Origin of the sequence: Acidaminococcus intestini DSM 21505 (genome assembly GCF_000425045.1) — a bacterium.
In the GTDB taxonomy this organism is placed as follows: Bacteria; Bacillota; Negativicutes; order Acidaminococcales; family Acidaminococcaceae; genus Acidaminococcus; species Acidaminococcus intestini.
In genome coordinates, this window is the sequence record NZ_AULA01000012.1 from 16726 (window position 1) to 35405 (window position 18680).

At 49.7% G+C, this 18680-nt stretch carries 16 protein-coding genes and 1 pseudogene; 13 read left to right on the top strand and 4 right to left on the bottom strand.

The genetic code is table 11. The features are described 5' to 3' along the window. Positions 1-350 precede the first annotated feature (350 nt). From glmS to H503_RS0105205, 7 genes are all read left to right on the top strand, one after another. Positions 351-2180, top strand: coding sequence for a glutamine--fructose-6-phosphate transaminase (isomerizing) (gene glmS, locus H503_RS0105175; protein WP_014128670.1), 1830 nt, complete (start codon positions 351-353; stop codon positions 2178-2180). A gap of 171 nt (positions 2181-2351) precedes the next feature. Then, positions 2352-2729, top strand: a complete 378-nt coding sequence (locus H503_RS0105180; protein WP_009015810.1) for a metal-dependent transcriptional regulator — start codon at positions 2352-2354, stop codon at positions 2727-2729. Positions 2730-2854: 125 nt separating this feature from the next. Beyond that, the gene (locus H503_RS0105185) at positions 2855-3190 is read left to right on the top strand and encodes a YlbF/YmcA family competence regulator (RefSeq protein WP_009015809.1); all 336 of its coding nucleotides are present in this window, start codon (positions 2855-2857) and stop codon (positions 3188-3190) included. After that, complete coding sequence (murB, locus tag H503_RS0105190) at positions 3187-4104, top strand: UDP-N-acetylmuramate dehydrogenase (RefSeq protein ID WP_014128668.1); 918 nt, start codon at positions 3187-3189, stop codon at positions 4102-4104. The genes H503_RS0105185 and murB overlap by 4 nt, the downstream gene beginning before the upstream one ends. Before the next feature lie 15 nt (positions 4105-4119). Continuing rightward, entirely contained in the window at positions 4120-5046 is a 927-nt protein-coding gene (locus H503_RS0105195; RefSeq protein WP_026385509.1) for a DMT family transporter, read from the top strand. Between the two features lie 12 nt (positions 5047-5058). Then, a complete protein-coding gene (locus H503_RS0105200; protein WP_014128667.1) occupies positions 5059-5424 on the top strand; it encodes a VOC family protein in 366 nt (121 codons plus the stop codon). Between the two features lie 32 nt (positions 5425-5456). Next, positions 5457-5819, top strand: coding sequence for an ArsR/SmtB family transcription factor (locus H503_RS0105205; protein WP_009016341.1), 363 nt, complete (start codon positions 5457-5459; stop codon positions 5817-5819). A gap of 109 nt (positions 5820-5928) precedes the next feature. On the opposite strand, the gene H503_RS0105210 is transcribed toward H503_RS0105205, so the two are convergent. Then, complete coding sequence (locus tag H503_RS0105210; RefSeq protein ID WP_009016340.1) at positions 5929-6822, bottom strand: LysR family transcriptional regulator; 894 nt, start codon at positions 6820-6822, stop codon at positions 5929-5931. Between the two features lie 360 nt (positions 6823-7182). Between H503_RS0105210 and H503_RS0105215 the strand changes: the two genes are divergently transcribed. The 4 genes from H503_RS0105215 to H503_RS0105230 all read left to right on the top strand — a co-directional run bounded on the left by H503_RS0105215 (position 7183) and on the right by H503_RS0105230 (position 11175). Beyond that, the gene (locus tag H503_RS0105215; protein WP_009016339.1) at positions 7183-8811 is read left to right on the top strand and encodes a malolactic enzyme; all 1629 of its coding nucleotides are present in this window, start codon (positions 7183-7185) and stop codon (positions 8809-8811) included. Between the two features lie 20 nt (positions 8812-8831). Then, a complete protein-coding gene (locus H503_RS0105220) occupies positions 8832-9809 on the top strand; it encodes an AEC family transporter (RefSeq protein WP_016459486.1) in 978 nt (325 codons plus the stop codon). A 114-nt stretch (positions 9810-9923) separates the two neighbouring features. Beyond that, positions 9924-10685, top strand: a complete 762-nt coding sequence (locus tag H503_RS0105225; RefSeq protein ID WP_016459487.1) for an HD domain-containing protein — start codon at positions 9924-9926, stop codon at positions 10683-10685. A gap of 19 nt (positions 10686-10704) precedes the next feature. Further along, on the top strand, positions 10705-11175 hold the full coding sequence (locus tag H503_RS0105230; RefSeq protein ID WP_009016336.1) for an LURP-one-related/scramblase family protein: 471 nt from the start codon (positions 10705-10707) through the stop codon (positions 11173-11175). Between the two features lie 985 nt (positions 11176-12160). Here H503_RS0105230 and H503_RS0105240 read toward each other — a convergent pair. From H503_RS0105240 to H503_RS0105250, 3 genes and pseudogenes are all read right to left on the bottom strand, one after another. Continuing rightward, a pseudogene (locus H503_RS0105240) lies at positions 12161-12769 on the bottom strand (autotransporter outer membrane beta-barrel domain-containing protein); the annotation flags it as partial. Between the two features lie 107 nt (positions 12770-12876). Then, complete coding sequence (locus H503_RS0105245) at positions 12877-14517, bottom strand: autotransporter outer membrane beta-barrel domain-containing protein (protein ID WP_248604837.1); 1641 nt, start codon at positions 14515-14517, stop codon at positions 12877-12879. A 985-nt stretch (positions 14518-15502) separates the two neighbouring features. After that, complete coding sequence (locus tag H503_RS0105250) at positions 15503-16168, bottom strand: metal-dependent hydrolase (RefSeq protein ID WP_016459489.1); 666 nt, start codon at positions 16166-16168, stop codon at positions 15503-15505. A gap of 201 nt (positions 16169-16369) precedes the next feature. On the opposite strand from H503_RS0105250, the gene H503_RS0105255 reads away from it, so the two are divergent. After that, the gene (locus H503_RS0105255) at positions 16370-17791 is read left to right on the top strand and encodes a sodium:solute symporter family protein (RefSeq protein WP_026385513.1); all 1422 of its coding nucleotides are present in this window, start codon (positions 16370-16372) and stop codon (positions 17789-17791) included. A gap of 3 nt (positions 17792-17794) precedes the next feature. Further along, complete coding sequence (locus H503_RS0105260) at positions 17795-18676, top strand: glucosaminidase domain-containing protein (RefSeq protein WP_009016408.1); 882 nt, start codon at positions 17795-17797, stop codon at positions 18674-18676. Positions 18677-18680: the final 4 nt, after the last annotated feature.

The following is an 18680-nucleotide window of genomic DNA, read 5'->3' on the forward strand; positions in this document are numbered from 1 at the left end:
CTCCGGCTTCGCATTCTGCATCAATTCAGTTCGATTTTCGGGCTGAGTTATAGGAAAAGGGACGCTTGACGTCCCACCCCAAACATAGTATGATTAGGGAGCTAAAGCAACAAGTGTTCCTGCGTGCCGAGCCGGGACACCAAAAGGGCAGGGAGGGCCCTTTAAAGGGATTGCAAGGCCTAGAGCGCAAGTGCCTATCCTGATAGGCAGACGAGGAAGAGGCTTATCGAACCGTCAGCGGATACCTCTCGGTGTGCTGCAACCGTAAACAGATGACAAACCTTTCCGGTAACGGGAAGAACAGAGAGTCTGGGGCAGACGGCAAATCACTTCATGAGGAGGCACAAGCTATGTGCGGAATTGTTGGATATATTGGGCGCCATCAGGCTGCCCCGTTTTTGATTGATGGACTGAGTAAATTGGAATATCGCGGGTATGATTCCAGCGGTATCGCCGTTTATCATGACGGTAAGATCGATGTGGAAAAATGTGTGGGCCGTCTTGATGCCCTGCGTCAAAAACTCATCGGCCATGAACCGGAAGGAGTGGTCGGCATTGGCCATACGCGCTGGGCCACTCACGGAAAACCGTCCGACGTCAATGCCCATCCCCATACGGATGACAGCGGTGAATTTGCGGTTGTCCATAATGGCATCATCGAAAATTACATGCCCCTCAAACTGGATCTTTTGAAGAAGGGCCATCAATTCAAATCCGAAACTGACACAGAAGTGGTCGCCCATCTTATGGCGGACCAGTATAATGGCAACTTTGAAGAGACCGTGCGCAAGGTCCTTCATATCATCCAAGGTTCCTACTCCTTGGTCTTCCTGTGCGCCAAGGAACCGGACGAGATTATCTGTGCCAAAAAGAACAATCCCCTTGTTATTGGCCTTGGTAAAGGGGAAAACTATATTGCCTCCGATATTCCGGCCATCATCAGCAAGACGCGGGATACGTATATCCTCTCCGATGGGGAAATGGCTATCGTCAAAGCTGACAGCGTGGTTGTCAAGGATCTTGAAGGTCACCCTATTGATAAAAAGGTCTTCCGTGTTACTTGGGACGCCGAAGCTGCAGAAAAGGGCGGGTTTGAGCACTTCATGCTGAAGGAAATCTATGAACAGCCCAAATCTGTCCAGGATACCCTGCGGGGCCGCATCAGCGAAGATGGAACAAAGATTGTCCTGCCGGAACTTTCCTGGACGCCGGAAGAATTCAAGAAGTTTAAGAAAATCTTCATCGTCGCCTGCGGAACGGCTTATCACGCCGGTCTGGTCGGTAAGTACTACATCGAAAAGATGGCTCGCATTCCTGTGGAAGTCGACATTGCCAGCGAGTTCCGCTATCGTGACCCTATCATCGGGGAAGACTGCCTGCTCATTGTCGTCAGTCAGTCCGGTGAAACCAGCGATACTCTGGAAGCCCTCAAAGAAGCCAAACGGCGCGGGGCCAAGACCATGGCCGTTACGAACGTAGTAGGTTCTTCTATTGCCCGCGAAGCAGATCAGGTCGTCTATACCTATGCCGGTCCGGAAATCGCCGTGGCTTCAACGAAAGCCTATACGACGCAGCTTATTGTCATGCTGCTCCTTTCCCTGTATATTTCCCAGCTTACGGGAACTTTGACGCCGGAACGCATCAAAGAACTCATCGATGGGGTACGGACCATTCCGGAACAGATGCATGTGATCTTGGATCACGTGGATCCCATCAAGGTTTTTGCCACTAACTATGGCAACTGTGAAGACGCGTTCTTCTTGGGCCGCTCCCTTGATTATGCCGTCGCCCTTGAAGGCGCCCTGAAACTCAAGGAGATTTCCTATATCCATGCAGAAGCCTATGCGGCAGGTGAACTAAAGCACGGGACCCTTGCCCTGATTGAAGAGGGGGTACCTGTTATTGTTCTTGCTACCCAGGCGCATGTCTACGAAAAGACCATCAGCAACCTGCAGGAAGTCAAGAGCCGCGGTGCTATCGTCATCGGCATTGGCATGGATGGTGATACGGAGCTGGCAAAGCACGCCAACAGCGTGATTACCATCCCAAGAGCAGATCAGGAACTGGCGCCGATCCTCGCCGTCATCCCCCTGCAGCTCCTTGCTTACTATGCAGCTCTTGCCCGTGGATGCGATGTGGATAAACCGAGAAATTTGGCAAAATCCGTTACAGTTGAATGATGCCTTGACTGAAAGAAGCTGCGACAACCTCGCAGCTTCTTTTTTCGATGCTGTTGCCCTATCTTCATAGCAGGAATCTCTACTTGTTTGCATCCCTTGAGGATTTGTAGTAAAATAAGGTACATATGATTATTAAATGCCGTAAATGCGGCCGAAAAAAGGTGAAAGCTTATGGAATTACACGAATCAGGTGAAATGTACCTGGAGACCATCCTGGTCCTCAAAAATCGCCTCGGTCTTGTGCGCTCCATCGATATTGCCAATGAAATGGGGTTTTCCAAACCCACCATCAGCGTTGCCATGAAAAAGTACCGCGAAGATGGGCTGGTCTCCATGGACGATCAAGGCTTCATCAATCTGACGGAAGAAGGTCGGGATATTGCCGAAAAGATTTATGAACGGCATCAAGTCATCTCCCATGTCCTGATGGCACTCGGTGTTTCTGAAAAACACGCGACCGAGGACGCCTGTAAGATGGAGCATGATATCAGTGATGAAACCTTCGCCGTCCTCAAAAAGGAATACGCAAGGCTTCTTCAAAAAAGATAAGAATCAGCAAGATCGGTCAGGATATGAAGTCCGGGCCGATTTTTTGCGTGCCTTTCCTGTTATTGGAAGCGGCTGAAAACTATGATAAAATGATAAGATGAGCATATAGTAGGGAGGAATCATCCATGAACGTATACGATGAAATGAATAAACTTTGTGAAGGCATCAAAGAAACCCACGAATTCACCAAGATCCAGGAAGCCAAAAAGAAACTATCCGCCGATAAAGACGCAGAAGCCATGGTCAAGGATTTCCTGCAGCAAAAGTCCCAACTTGAACTGCTCCAGTACCAGGGCAAGAAACCGGACGAAGAAGCGGTGAAAAAGATGCAGAAACTTTATGAAGTCCTTCAGCTGAACCCTGTAGCCAATGAGTATATCCAAAACTATATCCGGTTTCAGATGATGATCGGGGATTTGTCCAAGACTTTGGGGGATACCATTAAGGAAGCCGTGGAATGATGAACATCGAAGCGCTCCTAGCCTATGTACGGGAACACTTCCCAAATCGCTATGGGGAAAAGGTCCCCATGGCCCAGTATACTTCCTTTCACATTGGCGGCCCTGCCGATTTGTTGGTGGCGCCGGAAAGCGTGGACGAGCTCCAAGGGCTCCTCAAGGAAGCAAAAAAATACGCTGTTCCGACCTTTATCTTGGGAAACGGCTCCAATCTCCTTGTCCGGGATGGCGGGATTCGGGGTCTTGTCATCAAGCTCGGCAATCACTTGAACGGACTGTCTGCCTGCGGCGTCACGATGGAAGCCGGTGCCGGCGTATCCCTTGCCCAAGCCGCCCGCTTTGCCGCGGAATCAGGCCTTTCTGGCCTTGAATTTGCTGTTGGCATCCCCGGCAGTCTCGGCGGTGCCGTCATCATGAATGCCGGCGCCTATGATGGTGATATGGGGCATGTCGTCAAAAGCGTGACGGCTCTCAATGGAACCGGGGAAATCGTAAGGCTTACCCAAAAGGACCTTGATTTCTCCTACCGTCATAGTGCGCTGCAGTATCAGGATCTAGTCGTCCTGTCCGTTTCCTTTGTCCTAAAGCCAGAAGAGCAGCAGATCATTGAAGCGAAGATGGCGGACTTTTCCCGGCGGCGCCGTACCAAACAGCCTCTTGACTACCCCAGTGCCGGTAGCACCTTCAAAAGGCCCTTTGGACACTATGCAGCGGCCCTTATCGACGAGGCAGGACTCAAGGGTATGCGTGTGGGGGATGCCATGGTTTCCCCAAAGCACGCTGGCTTTGTCATCAATTGCGGGAAGGCAACGGCCCGCGATACCTTGCTGCTCATGAGATCCATAGAGGACAAGGTCTTTGCCAAAAGCGGCGTCCGCCTCGAACCGGAAGTCATGATCATCGGCGAAGACGTATAGAAAGGGGAGGCCATCGTGAACAAAGGATATCTCTTCATCCTTACCACGGCTTTTTTGTTTGGAACTATGGAGACGGCCCTGAAATTTTTTGGCAGCCTTTTCCATCCCATCCAAATCACCGTGCTGCGCTTTTTCATTGGCGGCTTCATGCTCCTGCCCCTTGCCCGGGCAGCCCTAAAAACGCACGGTGCCGTGCTTACCAAAAAGGATTACCTTTTCTTTGCCAAAGCCGGCTTTATTGGTGTTTTTGTGAGTATGATCTTTTATCAGCTGGCCGTGGTTTATGGAAAAGCCACTGTCAGCGGGGTCCTTTTTAGCTGCAACCCTATTTTTGTGGCCGTGTGGGCCCATTTTCTTCTCCACGAGACCATTGACCGCTATGTCATATCATCCCTTGTCCTCAGTGCCGTGGGTATCCTTTCCATCGTCAATCCCTTTCACTTTCGTGGGACTTATCTCAGCGTCATCCTCATCATGCTCGCCGCTGTCACCTTTGGCCTCTACAGCGTAATGGGGCGGCCGGCCTGCCAGCGACTGGGCGGAGTGACGGTAACGAGCTATTCCTTTATCTTTGGCGCGGCAGAACTGCTTGTCCTTGTCCTTTTGGGACGTACTGCGCCTATAGGCCATCTATTGACTTCTGCCGGTCTTTCCGTCTTTGCTGACGTCCCGCTTCTTGAAACGCTTACTCCGTCACACCTTCCTGCCCTTTGCTACATTGCCTTTGCTGTCACTGGGGCAGGCTACGCTTCGTATTTTATGGCCATCGAGCTGACGAATCCCTTGACGGCTTCTTTGGCCTTTTTCATCAAACCGATTCTTGCGACTTTCTTTGCTGCCATGTTCCTAGGGGAAACTGTGATGCCCAATATGCTTGTTGGCGTAGGGCTGATTCTTATTGGTTCCCTGACGAACCTCTATCCTAAATTGAAGGCAAAATAAGGAGTGACTTCCATGAAAGCAAAATTTCTGCATAATAACTTTAACGTCCTTGATCTTGATAAGAGCCTTGCTTTTTACAAGGAGGCCCTGGGTCTTACGGAAAAACGCCGCCTTGAAACGCCGGGCTTCATCCTTGTTTACCTGACAGATGGACAAACGAGCCATGAATTGGAACTGACGTATCTCAAGGACCGCAAAGAACCCTATAATCTGGGAGATAATGAATTCCATCTCGCCTTTGGCGTGGATGATTTTGAAGCCTTCCACAAGAAACATGAGGAAATGGGCTGCATCTGTTTCGAAAACCCGCAGATGGGCATCTATTTTATCGAAGACCCCGACCATTATTGGCTGGAAATCATCCCCAACAACCGCTGATTTATGTGTGAACATCGAAAGGAGCGATGCTGATGGTCCAACTGCCGCATCAGCATGGGAAGAACCCAAGCTATGTTCTTGAAGATATGCCCAAGGACGGCGACTTTTCCGCTGTATCGGAAATCTTTCACAGTGTGTCGGATCCCAAAAGGCTGAAACTCTTTTGGCTTCTTTGCCACTATGAAGAATGTGTCATCAACCTGTCTGCCCTGATGGGGATGAGCAGTCCGGCCCTTTCCCATCATTTAAAAGTCCTTAAAGCGCAGGGGCTCATCAAAAGCCGTCGCGTCGGTAAGGAAATGTATTATACGGCGGCAGACGGAGAGGCTTCCCGTCTTCTTCACCATATGATTGAAATGCTCGTCGATATTTCCTGTCCCCGTGAAAAAAAGTGAGCCCTTTACGAAAAAAGAAACAGCCCATTGCCAGATCATCCTGGTGTGGGCTGTTTTTTAAATTGGGAAAACGAGAAAACCGCGAGGATTTTTCCCTTTCCCACGGCTTTTAAAAGGTGGCCGGGTTTGTGATGAATTCGATGGCTTTTAAGGCGGCAAGACCCCGAACCCGTTGCGGGTGATAGACAAGATGCGTTTTACGCAGGATGGGGGATAGGTCAAGCGGAACCTTGACAATCCGGCCGGCATCAATGAATTCCTGCGCCGCAGAGGCCGGGAAAAAGCCAACGCCCAGATTATGTTCCACAAGGGACAGAACCTGGTCGGCCGTTTCTGTTTCAATCATGGGTTGGTATTTCAGTTGCTCTTTAAAGAAATAGGACACATAAAATTCATAGCTGCTGCTGTTTCTTGGCAGAGAAATGAGGGGGAGCGCGGCAAGATCCTTGAGGGAATGAATGTTCTTTACAACCGGCAGCGCCTCAGCGCTTGCAATCAGGATATCCTCAAACTGATAGATGGTCTCATCGTGGTATTCCTTCCCAATCTTGAAAGGAGCGGAAATGATCGCCATTTCCACTTGTCCGCACTCAAGGGCTTCAAGGGTATCGGGCGTTTGGCTGTTGCGGATCTTGAGATGGACGCCGGGATAGGCCTTGTGGAATGATACGATGCGGTCCAAGAGAAAAAGGCGCAGGGCCGTTTCACTGGCTCCGATGGAAACGATGCCCGTCTTGAGTCCTCGCATTTCAGAAATGACTTCTCTTCCCAGGTCAAGCTGTTCACAGGCAATGGCTACATGCTTGAAGAGGGCTTCTCCTTCTGGCGTCAGTGTGACCCCGCGATGGGAGCGGATGAAGAGTTTGCAGCTCAGTTCACTTTCCAGGCGGGTAATGGTTCGGGCAATATTGGGTTGATTGCTGGTAAGGACTTCCGCCGCTTTGGAAAAACTTTTGAAAAGGGCGGCGTAATAGAAGATGCGGTAATAATCATAGGTCACCATAGGGCTTTCCTCCTGATCGGTCAATAAAGCGAATCTGATTGTGATCAGACTACTTCCAACTATATCATAGATTGAAAGCTAGAGGATATGTCAATTTGAAAGAGAAGAGGTGTCAGAATGAGACTTCATCAAAAAAGTTTCTTTTGATATAATATAAAAATAAGGAAAGGATCTCATCCCCATAAGGGAAGAGCTTCCGCCATGAGGGAAACATCCTGAAAGGCGTTTTCCCTCATGGCGGAAGCTCTTGGAAGATAGGCCCGCCTTGGACTTACTTTCCCGTATATGAGTTTTGGTATGGGTCATTTTCTTTATTGAAGTAGTTTAAAAGAGAAGGGAAACGGAAAAGGAGAGGATAACATGAAAAAAGGATATGCCTTATTAAACGATCCATTTCTTAACAAAGGAACGGCCTTTACAGAAACCGAACGCGAGCAGTACGGGCTGGTAGGTATCCTCCCTCCAACCGTCCAGTCCCTGGAAGAACAGGCTAGTCAGGTGTATGCCAATGTCGAAAAAAAGCCGAATGTGACGGAAAAACGGCATTATCTGATGAATATATTCAGCCGTAATCGGACCTTGTTCTTCCGTGTCTTTAAAGAGCATATTGCGGAATTCATGCCCATTGTCTATGATCCGGGCATTGCTGAAAGCATCCGCGGATACAGTGAATTTTTTGTAACGCCGCAAAACGCGGCCTATCTTTCCATTGTCCATCCAGAACAGATGGAAACGGCAATCCGAAATGCCGCGGAAGGCCGTGACATTGACCTTATTGTCGTCACGGACGCGGAAGCCATCCTCGGTATTGGGGACTGGGGCACCAATGGCGTGAGTATTTCCGTGGGAAAGCTCATGGTCTATACAGCCGCGGCCGGTCTTGATCCAGCCCGCGTCCTGCCCGTTGTCCTCGATGCCGGAACCAATCGGGAAAGCCTCCTTCAAGATCCACTCTACCTAGGACTTCACGAAAAACGCGTCACCGGCACCGCCTATGATGATTTTGTTGATCGCTTTGTTGCCCTTGTGGAAGGGATGTTCCCGCACCTTTATCTGCACTTTGAAGATTTTGGACGGTCACATGCTGCCAAGATCCTGAACCGATATGTGGATCGCTATCCCGTCTTTAATGACGACATTGAAGGAACCGGCATTATTTCCCTTGCCGGTATCTTGGGCGCCCTCCGGATTTCCGGTGAGGCCCTCAAGGACCAGACCTATCTGTGCTTTGGCGCTGGGACGGCCGGCTGCGGCATTGCCCATCGGATTTACCAGGAAATGCTCGACCAGGGTCTTACGGAAAAGGAAGCCCGTCAGAAATTCTACCTTGTTGATCGGCAGGGCCTGCTTTTTGAAGATATGGATGACCTGACACCAGAGCAAAAGCCCTTTGCCCGGAAACGCAGTGAATTTGCCGATGCGTCTCATCTGACGACCTTAGAAGCCGCAGTAAAAGTCATTCATCCGACTATCCTTGTTGGGACATCGACACAATCAGGGGCCTTTACAGAAACGATTGTCAAGGAAATGGCTTCCCATACGAAGCGGCCCATCATCTTTCCGCTTAGCAACCCGACGGAACTTGCCGAAGCTAGGGCCAGTGACCTCATTGCCTGGACCGAAGGCCGTGCCCTTGTCGCTACGGGGATTCCTTCCAAGCCGGTGGAATATAAGGGCGTGACGTACGAAATCGGGCAGGCTAATAACGCCCTCATCTATCCGGGCCTTGGTCTTGGCGTCATTGCGTCCGGGGCAAAGCTTTTGACAGACCGCATGATTTCTGTTGCAGCCCATTCCATTGGCGGCATTGTCGATCCGACCAAACCGGGTGCAGCCGTCCTTCCGCCGGTGACCCAATTGGACCGTTTTTCTGAAACCGTGGCGGCCGCTGTGGCGGCGGAAGCTAAAAAGGAAGGCCTCAACCGGAATGAAGTCAATGATCCTGACGCGTGCATTAAGGCCTATAAATGGGAACCGCAATATAAATAATCAGAAAAGAGGTGGGGAAAATGCTGCAAATTTTCATGGAAGTCCTACTAGGTATATTCCCCATCTTTGCCATCATCGGGATTGGCTACAAGCTCCAAGGCGCTCATTGGTTCAGCACCTCCTTTTCGGCGGAGCTTTCAAGGCTTATCATGAAGATTGCCCTGCCAGCATCCATCTTTACCTCCGTCATCCGTCAGCTTGACGCGTCAAAACTTGCTTCTTTTGGCGGCGGTCTGGTGCTCGGCGGAGCCGCGATCCTCCTCAGTTACGCGGCGGGATTCCTTTTGTGCCGGCTCTTTAAGGTGCGGCATGGCAGGCGGGGCACCTTCATCAATACCTTTGCTAATGCCAATACCATTTTCATTGGTATGCCCCTGAACCTTGCTTTATTTGGCCCTCAAGGGGAAAGCGCCTTTCTTGCGTATTACGTCCTTAATACCTTATCGACATGGGCCTTTGGCTCCTTCCTCATTACAGGAGACCCCACGGAGGCAGGAAGCCTTCAGGAGAGGAATCCTAAAAGCACCTTGAAACAGGTCCTATCTCCGCCACTATTGGCGTTTTTTGCAGCCCTTTTGCTCATCCTTGGGAATGTTGGGATACCTGTTGCGGTGCTGACGACCACCCAGTATCTGGGCAGTCTTGTGACGCCCTTGGCGCTTCTTTATATCGGCATCGTCCTTTATCATGCAGGACTTGCTTCCCTGCGGATGGATCGGGATACGGCCCTTGCCCTTGTGGGAAAGTTTGCCGTTGCGCCCTTTGCCATGATTCTTGTCCTGATGGCTGCCGCACAGGGCGGTGTGACCCTTGACGCGACAGAAAAAGGCACCTTTATCATGCAGTCCGCCGTTCCCGCACTTACGGTCCTGCCCGTCCTTGCCCATGAAGGGAAGGGCGACGTTCATTATGCAACCAGTCTCGTTGCCTTTAGTACCCTCCTTTTTGCCGGCGTGGCGCCCGTCATGATGCTCATCATTGATCACCTTCCCGGCTGATTACGCAATTCCTCCAGAGCCCTAACTGCTTTGGGGGTTCTTTTTTGCTCAAATCCATGAAAACGGGTATACTACGAGAGTGGGGGCGTGCCCCAACCTAATAGGAGTATGACGATGGAAATCTTAAGAAAAAACATCCTGGATACCTTTAAATCCTATGTGGATGGATTTTGCGGCATTGGGCCGGGGGTGAACCTCAAATATGCCCATTCCCTGCGCGTGGCAGCGCTTTCTGAACGGATTGCCCAAAGCCTTTCCATGGAAAAAGAGGACATTGATTTGGCCTGGCTCATTGGCATCCTTCATGATATTGGCCGCTTTGAACAGCTGCGGCGCTACCAGACATTTTTCGATTATCGTTCCATGGATCATGCGAAATACGGCGTCCATGTTCTTTTTGAGGAAGGCCATATCAAGGATTTTATTGCGTCCTCTGAGGAAAATGACGTCATCCGGGCTGCCATTGGGGAACATAACGTCTATGAAGTGAGAGGGGATTTATCCAAACGGGAACTTCATTTTGCCCGCCTCATCCGGGACGCCGACAAGCTTGATATCTTTCGCGTCTATGTCATGTACAGGGAAAAGAACATCAACGTTTGGAACGTCGACTGGTCGGACCTTGAAAAGCAGTCCATCTCCGACTCCGTCATGGCGCAGGCGAGGGCAAGGCGCCTTGTCAAGACGCAAAGCAAAGCGACTTTTATGGACTTTTACGTCGGGGCCCTGTGTTTTTATTTTGACCTGAACTTTCCCATCAGCCGGAAGATTGCCTGGGAGGAAGGAAACTATGCCAAGCTCCTGGACTTTCATTCCCAAAATCCCGAGAGCGAACAAAAACTTGATGAAATCCGTGAACTCGTACATGCAATCTGATTATTAGAAGGAGAACCCCATGAAACTACTGTTCCGTCAGCGCATCTTTTCCTGGCTCGATAGCTATGACATCTATAACGAAAAGGGAGAAACCCTTTTTGTCGTAAGGGGCCAGTTATCCTGGGGTCACTGTCTTAAGATTTACGACGCCTTTGGAGAAGAAGTGGGTAAAGTCAAAGAAAAGATAGTCACATTCCTGCCCAAATTTGAACTATTTGCAGACGGTCGCCACTTGGGCAGCGTTAAAAAGAACTTCAGCCTCTTTTCGCCAAGCTACTCCCTTGATTTTTTGGGCTGGAAAGCAAAAGGCAATATCTTTGAATGGGACTACACCATTCGCGATAGAAAAGGGAACCGTATTGCAAGCATCAGTAAAGAACTGCTCAATTTCACCGATGCCTATGTCCTTGATGTAGCAACCCCTGCTGACGCCCTCTACGTCCTCATGTTTGTCCTTGCCGTGGACGCCGAAAAATGCAGCAGGGACTAGAAAAAAAGAAAAACGCACCTAGCTGGCGCCTGATTGCCATTTACCTTCAAACAAAAAAGCAAAAGTATCCGTTATGACCGTATCATCTCAGCCAACTGGAGGTACTTTTTCCCTTATCATGCCGACGCAAGCGCAGCATAAGGCAAGGTTTCCTTATGGAATTTTGGATTATTGTGTTTTTAGATCTTTTCCCCAGGCGTTTCGTCTAAGGATTCGACAAGCAGCATCGATTCCAATAACTTCATAGGTAAGACTCCTAACTAAAAACGCTGCTTACCGATAAGCTGAAGGTGCATGCGTCAAATGGACGCAATCTAACTGCCGCAGCCTGAACTCGTACTTAAGTTTAGGCTGTGGTAATCTTTTCCCTTACGGTCTTTTTTCTTAGAACTTGACTCGTAGAGTCAATTTTTCTTACCAAGGCGGTACGTTCATCGCCAAATGATTCGTAAGCTCCCTGTACCTTGGAATAGAAAAGTGAAAGATCGTGATTGGACGCTTAAAAAAGTCGCCGAAAATTTCACGATAAATGAGGCAATCAAATCTTTTGATTTCAGGTCTTCTGCCTTCTTCGTTACGCCTTAGAGCCGGCAAAGCATTGAGCCCTAAGGAAAAAGAGCTGGTGGGTTGCCTTCTCCTTGCAGATTGCTCGTTTTGGCTTTTAAGGACAAATCTTTTTTCTACTACCAAGGATTTTGTGCTGCTGGTGTTATTTTTTTCCTTCGTTTCTTTAGATTCAAGCCTCTGCATCAACCCTATCCAACCGCATATAAATCAAGCTTTAACCTGAATCAATTCGCAAATTCGGGTTAAGGTTTTTCCTCATTTTTCCATATTATCTTTTAGTCATATTCTTATCAGATCTGGGTCTAGAAATAAATGATTTTGGCAGAAACGGCCGTATGTCTTACTCAAAATTCATAACCGCCTCAGCGATGCGCTTTGAGACTAGTTTTGCAGCCTCAAAGCGTCCCACCTTCAGCCTTTAAAACTCATATCTCAATCCCACTTTCACGCGGTATTTTGATTTGAAGTCGGCACCAAAGTTCTTTTCTGCGTCGAAGTAGAAGGCATATTTGTCGTCAGAATGGACGTTCGTACCGATCCCCACGGTGTACCACGTATCTCTAAAGTCGTTGCTGTCATAGTAGGACATGCCGTTTTGCTGGAGATGCTGGCTTCTGCCTCCCAGAAAGTCGTGCTGGACAGAGGCTTTGACGTAGAAGCGTTTCGGATTCTTTGTTTCTTTGTCGTATTCCTTGGTAAGGACGGCACCGAGGCGGCCAACGAGGTTATCCGTGTTGTCTTGGTTTACGGTGGCGCCGTTTTTCGTCGTATAGTTGTCGCCTTTGAGGAAGTAGTAGGTGAGCTGGGCCTGAGGTTCGACGAACCATTCATTTCCCAGGGCTTTCTTGCGGCCATATTCAGCACCGGCACTGAAAGCCCAGTTGTCAAAGTCAGCGCTGTCGCCGTAGGTCGTCTGATAGTTGGAGCTGAGGTAGCCTACTTTGGTGACAAGGTCAAGGTAGTGTCCTTTATTACCAATCTGTGTTGCGTAAAAGGCCATGTTGGTGAGGTGCTGATTGCCGTCCCCGTTGCCTGCGTATTCACTGCTGCCTCAGGTGTGCTCAATGGCACCGCCGTAGTACCAGTCGCATTTCGTGCCCGTGTCTTTTTTATCATATCCCACTTGCAGGGTCTTCATGGTCGTATCAAAGTTATTTTTCCGTCCCAAGTAAGCTTGCTATTGATGTAGCGTGCCCAGAGGCCTTGGTCTTCCTGGTTGTAGCGGAGCTCGCCCAAGCGTTTCAAAAGCGTATCTGATTCACGCCAAATGGAGATGGCGGCATGGTGGGCGGAACCGGGCGTAAAGGCGTTCGAGTTCGGCGTCTTGCCGTCACCGACAGGGGTGATGAACCAGTCTTCATAGTCGGCCTTTTCTGTATCCCTTTCTTTATTGATGGAAAGGGTGTTGTCAAAGAGGCTGTTTTTGTTTTGGAGCTTGATGTCATGATCTACTTTGAAAGCGGCAGCCCTTTCTTTTACCTGAGCAAAGTAGAGCTTATCACCGAATTTCATGGCGTCGACGGAGGCAATGTCCGTGGGCTGGACTATAAAGGAACTCCCGGTGCCGTCGTGGCGTCTTCCGTCGTTGTAGCTTTGCCTTTCCAGAGACCCTGATTTTGTAAGGGCGATATTGGCTTTGCTCGTACCGGCCGAGGCAAGGTCGCCAGTAAAAGAAGCGCCAAGGCCCGAAAAACTGGCCGTAACAGTACTATGATTGGGGGAATCAATATAATTTCCCCAGGTACCGGTTCTAGACGTTTGTGTCGTATCAATATTTCCTGCAAAGGAAGCGTTCTTGCCGGAGAAGGTGACCGTTACGGTCGACCGGTTAGGCACATAGCCATATCCCCACTGATAACTTGTTTCCATCGTATTGATATTGCCTGTTAAGACGGCATTTTCACCGGAGAATGTGGCATCGATGGCTGCTGTACTGCTTGTCTTCATATCCCCGGTCATCTGGGAATCAGCGTCCTTGAAGTCTGCCAAGATTTTTCCCTTTTCACCAGAAGACGTCATGTTGCCTTTAAGGAAGGATGGGTCCCCGGCAAAATCAATATCGGCCGTACCGTTGCTGGCAGTGACAGCACCTGTGATTTCAACGACGCCAGAGGTCTTTTTATTAATTTCAATGAGACCTTTTCCTTCCCCTGACGCCTGGGCGCTAACAGCGGTCCCGCCATCTTTTTCATTTGTGATGATTGTTTTATCGATGCCGTTGATTTCAATCTGGCCGCCTGTAAAGGAATGGTGCGCTTTCGTCTGTACAATAGCGTAAGAAGAAGCATTGGCATGAAGATGGATGGCGTTTGCTGTGGGGGTCGTTTTCGTGGACCTCGCTGTACTGCTGTTATCGGCAATAACGGCTCTTTGCCCCGTGTTGGTCATTTCAATTTCGCTATTTTCACTGCCAATGATATTGAGGTAGTTATCGATTCCATTGTTCATGATGGCGTAACCGGAACTGCCTTTAAGCGGCGTTCCTGTCGATTTGAAAATGAGCTTTTTGAAGCCTGTAATATCTACTGTGTGGGCGGGAGAGTTCATGTAGATGCAGTCATCATAGGTTTCAACGAAAATGATTCCCGCTGCAGTGATTTTGCCGTGTGAAACATCTTTCTGGTCATAAATGATGCCTTTATCGTTCCACTGGTTTCCTTTTTGGTTGGCAATGACCGTAATTTTTTTAGCTGTGATTTCCGGTGTGTTAAAAATTAGTGAAATACCGGTAGGGCGAGGAAGCCCTGTATCTGTTCCCCGATTGGACCAATCCAAGGTAATGCTGCTTTCCGGCTCAGAAAAGCTCTTCCTGTCGGTGCTGCCTTTTTCCCTGTAGCGTGGCATGACGCCGTTGATGGCGGTATGGCTGTCATAGAAATGACGGGCCGCGCTAACGCTGAAGACATTAAGGCTAAGGTGACGAGTAAAGTAGTGCGTTTAAGTGAGTTTTTCATGGTTTTCTCCTCTTTCTCACCAGAGTGATATAGATCATTGTATTTTATGGTAAGTACTGTTATCTACAATTTTTATATATTATTATAAACAGTCATCTACCTATATATGATAAGTTTATCATAATAAAATTAAATAAAATATAAGAATATTCAGCGAAGAATAAGAGGAGGCATGAAGGCGCCTAGACGATAGCTATTCCCAATCAGGAACGAAACATCGTACGAACAGACGTCCCTCCATGGCATCCGAAAAAAAAATAAGGCAATGGAGGGAAGTTGTGGTGGAAAATAGGTGCGCCTTACAGCTGCCTATGAAGGTCTTAAGAGGCTGAACGCACGGCGTCAAACCGCCCTACGGGAGGGCGCCGAATTGATTTTTCGATTAAACGGTCCAGCAGATGAATCGCTTTGACAGCATCTTATGATTAGAGGCTTTGACCCATCGAAAAATGTTTCTCGCACTCGCTGATTCGAAGACGCCTGACAAAAAACACCCCTCCTCATCTACCACCCACCAGGCCTGCTTGGTGGATATCCCCGCTTTGGTAAGGCTGGTCGATATCAAAGAAATCGAGCTCCAGGGCAAAAAATCATAAGAGAAGCCCTAACCCGAACGTAGACGCAGGTTCGGGTTAGGGCCTTTAAATTTTAGCGGAAGGGCGCAGGAACATGTTTTCTGGCGAATCATTTTGGATCAGTTCCCCGCAGGGGGCGGTTTGGGCGGCATTACAGGTTTTAGCATCAAAGCGTCACAGTTTTTTTGCTCACAACCGCTTTACCGGAGCGATTATGCGCTGAGCAATAACCTACAAGTCTACTCTAGTGCCACAAGGAACAATTAATACCTTCGAACTTGTCTCCTTCTCCACAACGTTCTTGAATTCTTCTGGATCCTGATCGATGAGGGGCCACGTGTTGTAGTGGATGGGGATGACGGTCTTGGCCTTAAGGAGCCCGGCGGCATAGGCGGCGTCATCAGGGCCCATGGTGAAGTTATCGCCAATGGGGAGGAAGGCGTAGTCGATGGCATTGCGTTTGCCGATGAGTTCCATATCCGCAAAAAGCCCTGTGTCACCGGCAAAATAAAAGACGCTGCCGTCAAAGTGGACGATGAAGCCGCAGGCGTGGCCGCCTGCAATGCCGCTGCCATGGAAGGCCAAGGTGAGTTTGACTTTGCCAAAAGGGAATTCATGGCTGCCGCCGATATGCATGGCGTGGGCGTTAAGGCCATGGGCTTTGGCGTCGTTTGCGATTTCAGCAGTCGTGATGATTAGCGCCTCCGTTCTTTTGGCAATGGCATAGGCTTCTCCTACGTGGTCGCCGTGGAAGTGGCTGATAAAGATATAATCGGCTTTGAGGTCACCAGACGATAAGCCTTCGGGATTATTTTCAAGATAGGGGTCAAAAAGCAATGTTGTCTTGCCATCGTTGAGGCTAAAGGCCGCATGATGGATATAATGCAGGACGGTCATGGAAACTCCTCCTTTAGGGCATGAAACCCAGGTATTTTCTCTATTGTAGCGCATCTTCGGCGAAAGGAAAAGGGACGGGTTGGGATGGGTAAGGGGAAGGTTAAGCCGTTTCAGGCGCTAAAAGGACAACCTAACTTTACAAGTTGCAGTAAGTACAGTAAAATTGTATGCAGTATGAATTTACCTCGGGAAGGTGACGTTGTGAACTCCTATCTTGTTGTCATTGTTGGTTATGCTCTTTTCTTGATTCTGCTCGGCTACGGTATTGGAAAGCACGTCAAGGGGGCATCGGACTTTTTTGTCGGCGGCCGGAGCTTTTCCTGGAAGCTGCTCTTTACGACACTCATTGCGGCCAACATCGGCGCTGGTTCGACGGTGGGCGTGACGGGGCTTGCCTACCGGCATGGTGTATCGAGCTGGTGGTGGATTGGCTGCAGCGGGTTGGGGTCCCTCATCCTTGCTTATGTGGTCGGCCCTGCCGTGTGGCGCGTGGCGAAAAGATATGATCTTTTTACCATGGGCGACTATTTGGATCATCGCTATTCCCATGCTTTTCGCGGCGTGACATCGACCATGATGGCCATCGGGACCTTGGCCCTTTTTTCGGGGCAGCTGTTGGGCATTGCTTGGATCCTTAATGTGGTCGCAGGTATGCCGAAACTTTATGGCATCATGATGGCGGCGATTGTGGTGACCCTTTATTTTTCATCGGGGGGCCTGAAATCGGCTGCTGTGGTGAACATCATTGAACTTGCCGTGATCCTCGTGGGCTTTATTGTGGCTGCACCTTATGCGTTAAACTATGTCGGCGGCTGGAACGGTCTGGAGACAAAAATTGCGGCAAACCTAGGCAATACGGCAAAAACGGCTTCTTATTTTTCCTGGAACGGGATGGGAAATTCAACGATCTTGGGCTATTTCCTTATGCTGACGCCGGCCTTTTGCATTTCCCCCGGTCTTATTGGCAAGGTTTACAGTGCCAAGGATGAACCGGCCATCCGCAAGGGGACGCTCCTTAACGGAATTGTGCAGCTCTTTTTTGCTTTTTTCCCGATGCTCATCGGCATGTGCGCTTTTGCGGCGTTTCCGGATCTTTCCAACCAGGAACTGGCTCTGCCCAAGGCGATGAAGGAAATGATGCCCTTTGGCATTTCGGCACTGGCTCTTTCCGCTATTTTTGCAGCTGAGGTCAGCACTTGTGACACGGTGCTTTATATGCTGGCAACGAGCCTGTCAAAGGATCTCTACCAGACCTTTATCAAACCGGACGCAACGGACGCGGAGCTCCTTTCCATGACGCGAAAGATTACGGCTGTTTGCGGCGCATTGGGCATCATCATTGCCTATTATCTTGCAAGCATCATTTCGGCCATGGCTATTTTTTATTCCCTCATGACAGTGTCCCTTGCGGCACCATTCCTTTTTGGCCTTTTTACCAAGAAGGCTTCGACGAAGGGAGCTTTCCTTTCGGCCGTTTTGGGCGTTGCCGTAGTCATGGGCCTGCGCCTTTTCAATGGGGGAATGGGCATCGGCATCCTCAACGCGACAAGCTGTGGGATTCTTGTGGCGGCCCTTGTCATGGCCTTGAGTCTATTCGTATTTTCTCCTAATAAAGAGGCATAAATCGTGAAATCATATCATTTGAAACGATGGGTCCTGCCCCTTGCCATGGTGACGCTCCTTTCGGGAATCCAATCCTCGGAGGCGGGTTCCTTCAAGGAACGCATCATGGGGGAACGGACCCAGAAAGAAAAGCGTCCTGCCCAGACAGCGGTGCTCAAAAAGGAAACCGCCATGAAGCCGCCCAAAGGGGCCGTGGTCTTTATTTATGGGGCGCCTATGGACATTCCCCAGACGGAGCCGCCCCTGGTGCGCCGCCAGCGGGCCATGGCGCACCGCGTCGTCACGGACCCGAACCTCCTTGTCATTTCAAAGCGGCTCATGACGCAGGGACAGATTTGGAAGATCCCTGAAAACTACGACAAGGTGAGCATCTTTGGTGAGCCCGAAGTGCGGCGCTCCCAGGCCATTGCACTCCTGACGCTCTATAATCCGCAGCTTCCCATCAAGGCGACGCCGGAAGAAATCGTGGATGCTTACTACGAAGAAGCGAGCCGGGAAGGCATTCGCTGGGATCTTGCCTTTTCGCAGGCCCTCCTTGAAACGGGGTTCTTTGCCTTTGGCGGTACGGTGGTACCGGAACAGAACAATTTCTGCGGCTTGGGCACAACCAGTGCGACTGTGCGCGGTGCTTATTTTCCTACGCCAAAGGACGGCGTGAGGGCCCATATCCAGCATCTGATGGCCTATACGACGGATCGGCTTCCCAAGACCGCCATCATCGATCCCCGCTATGATTTGGTGCATCGCATCAAAAAGGAGACGGGATACGCGACAACGTGGAAGCAGCTTAACGGAAAATGGGCGACAGGCAGCTACTATGCTGAAAAAATCATGAATATCCATGAACAGATGAAGGGCATGATTGCCATCATGGGTACGGATTAGAAAG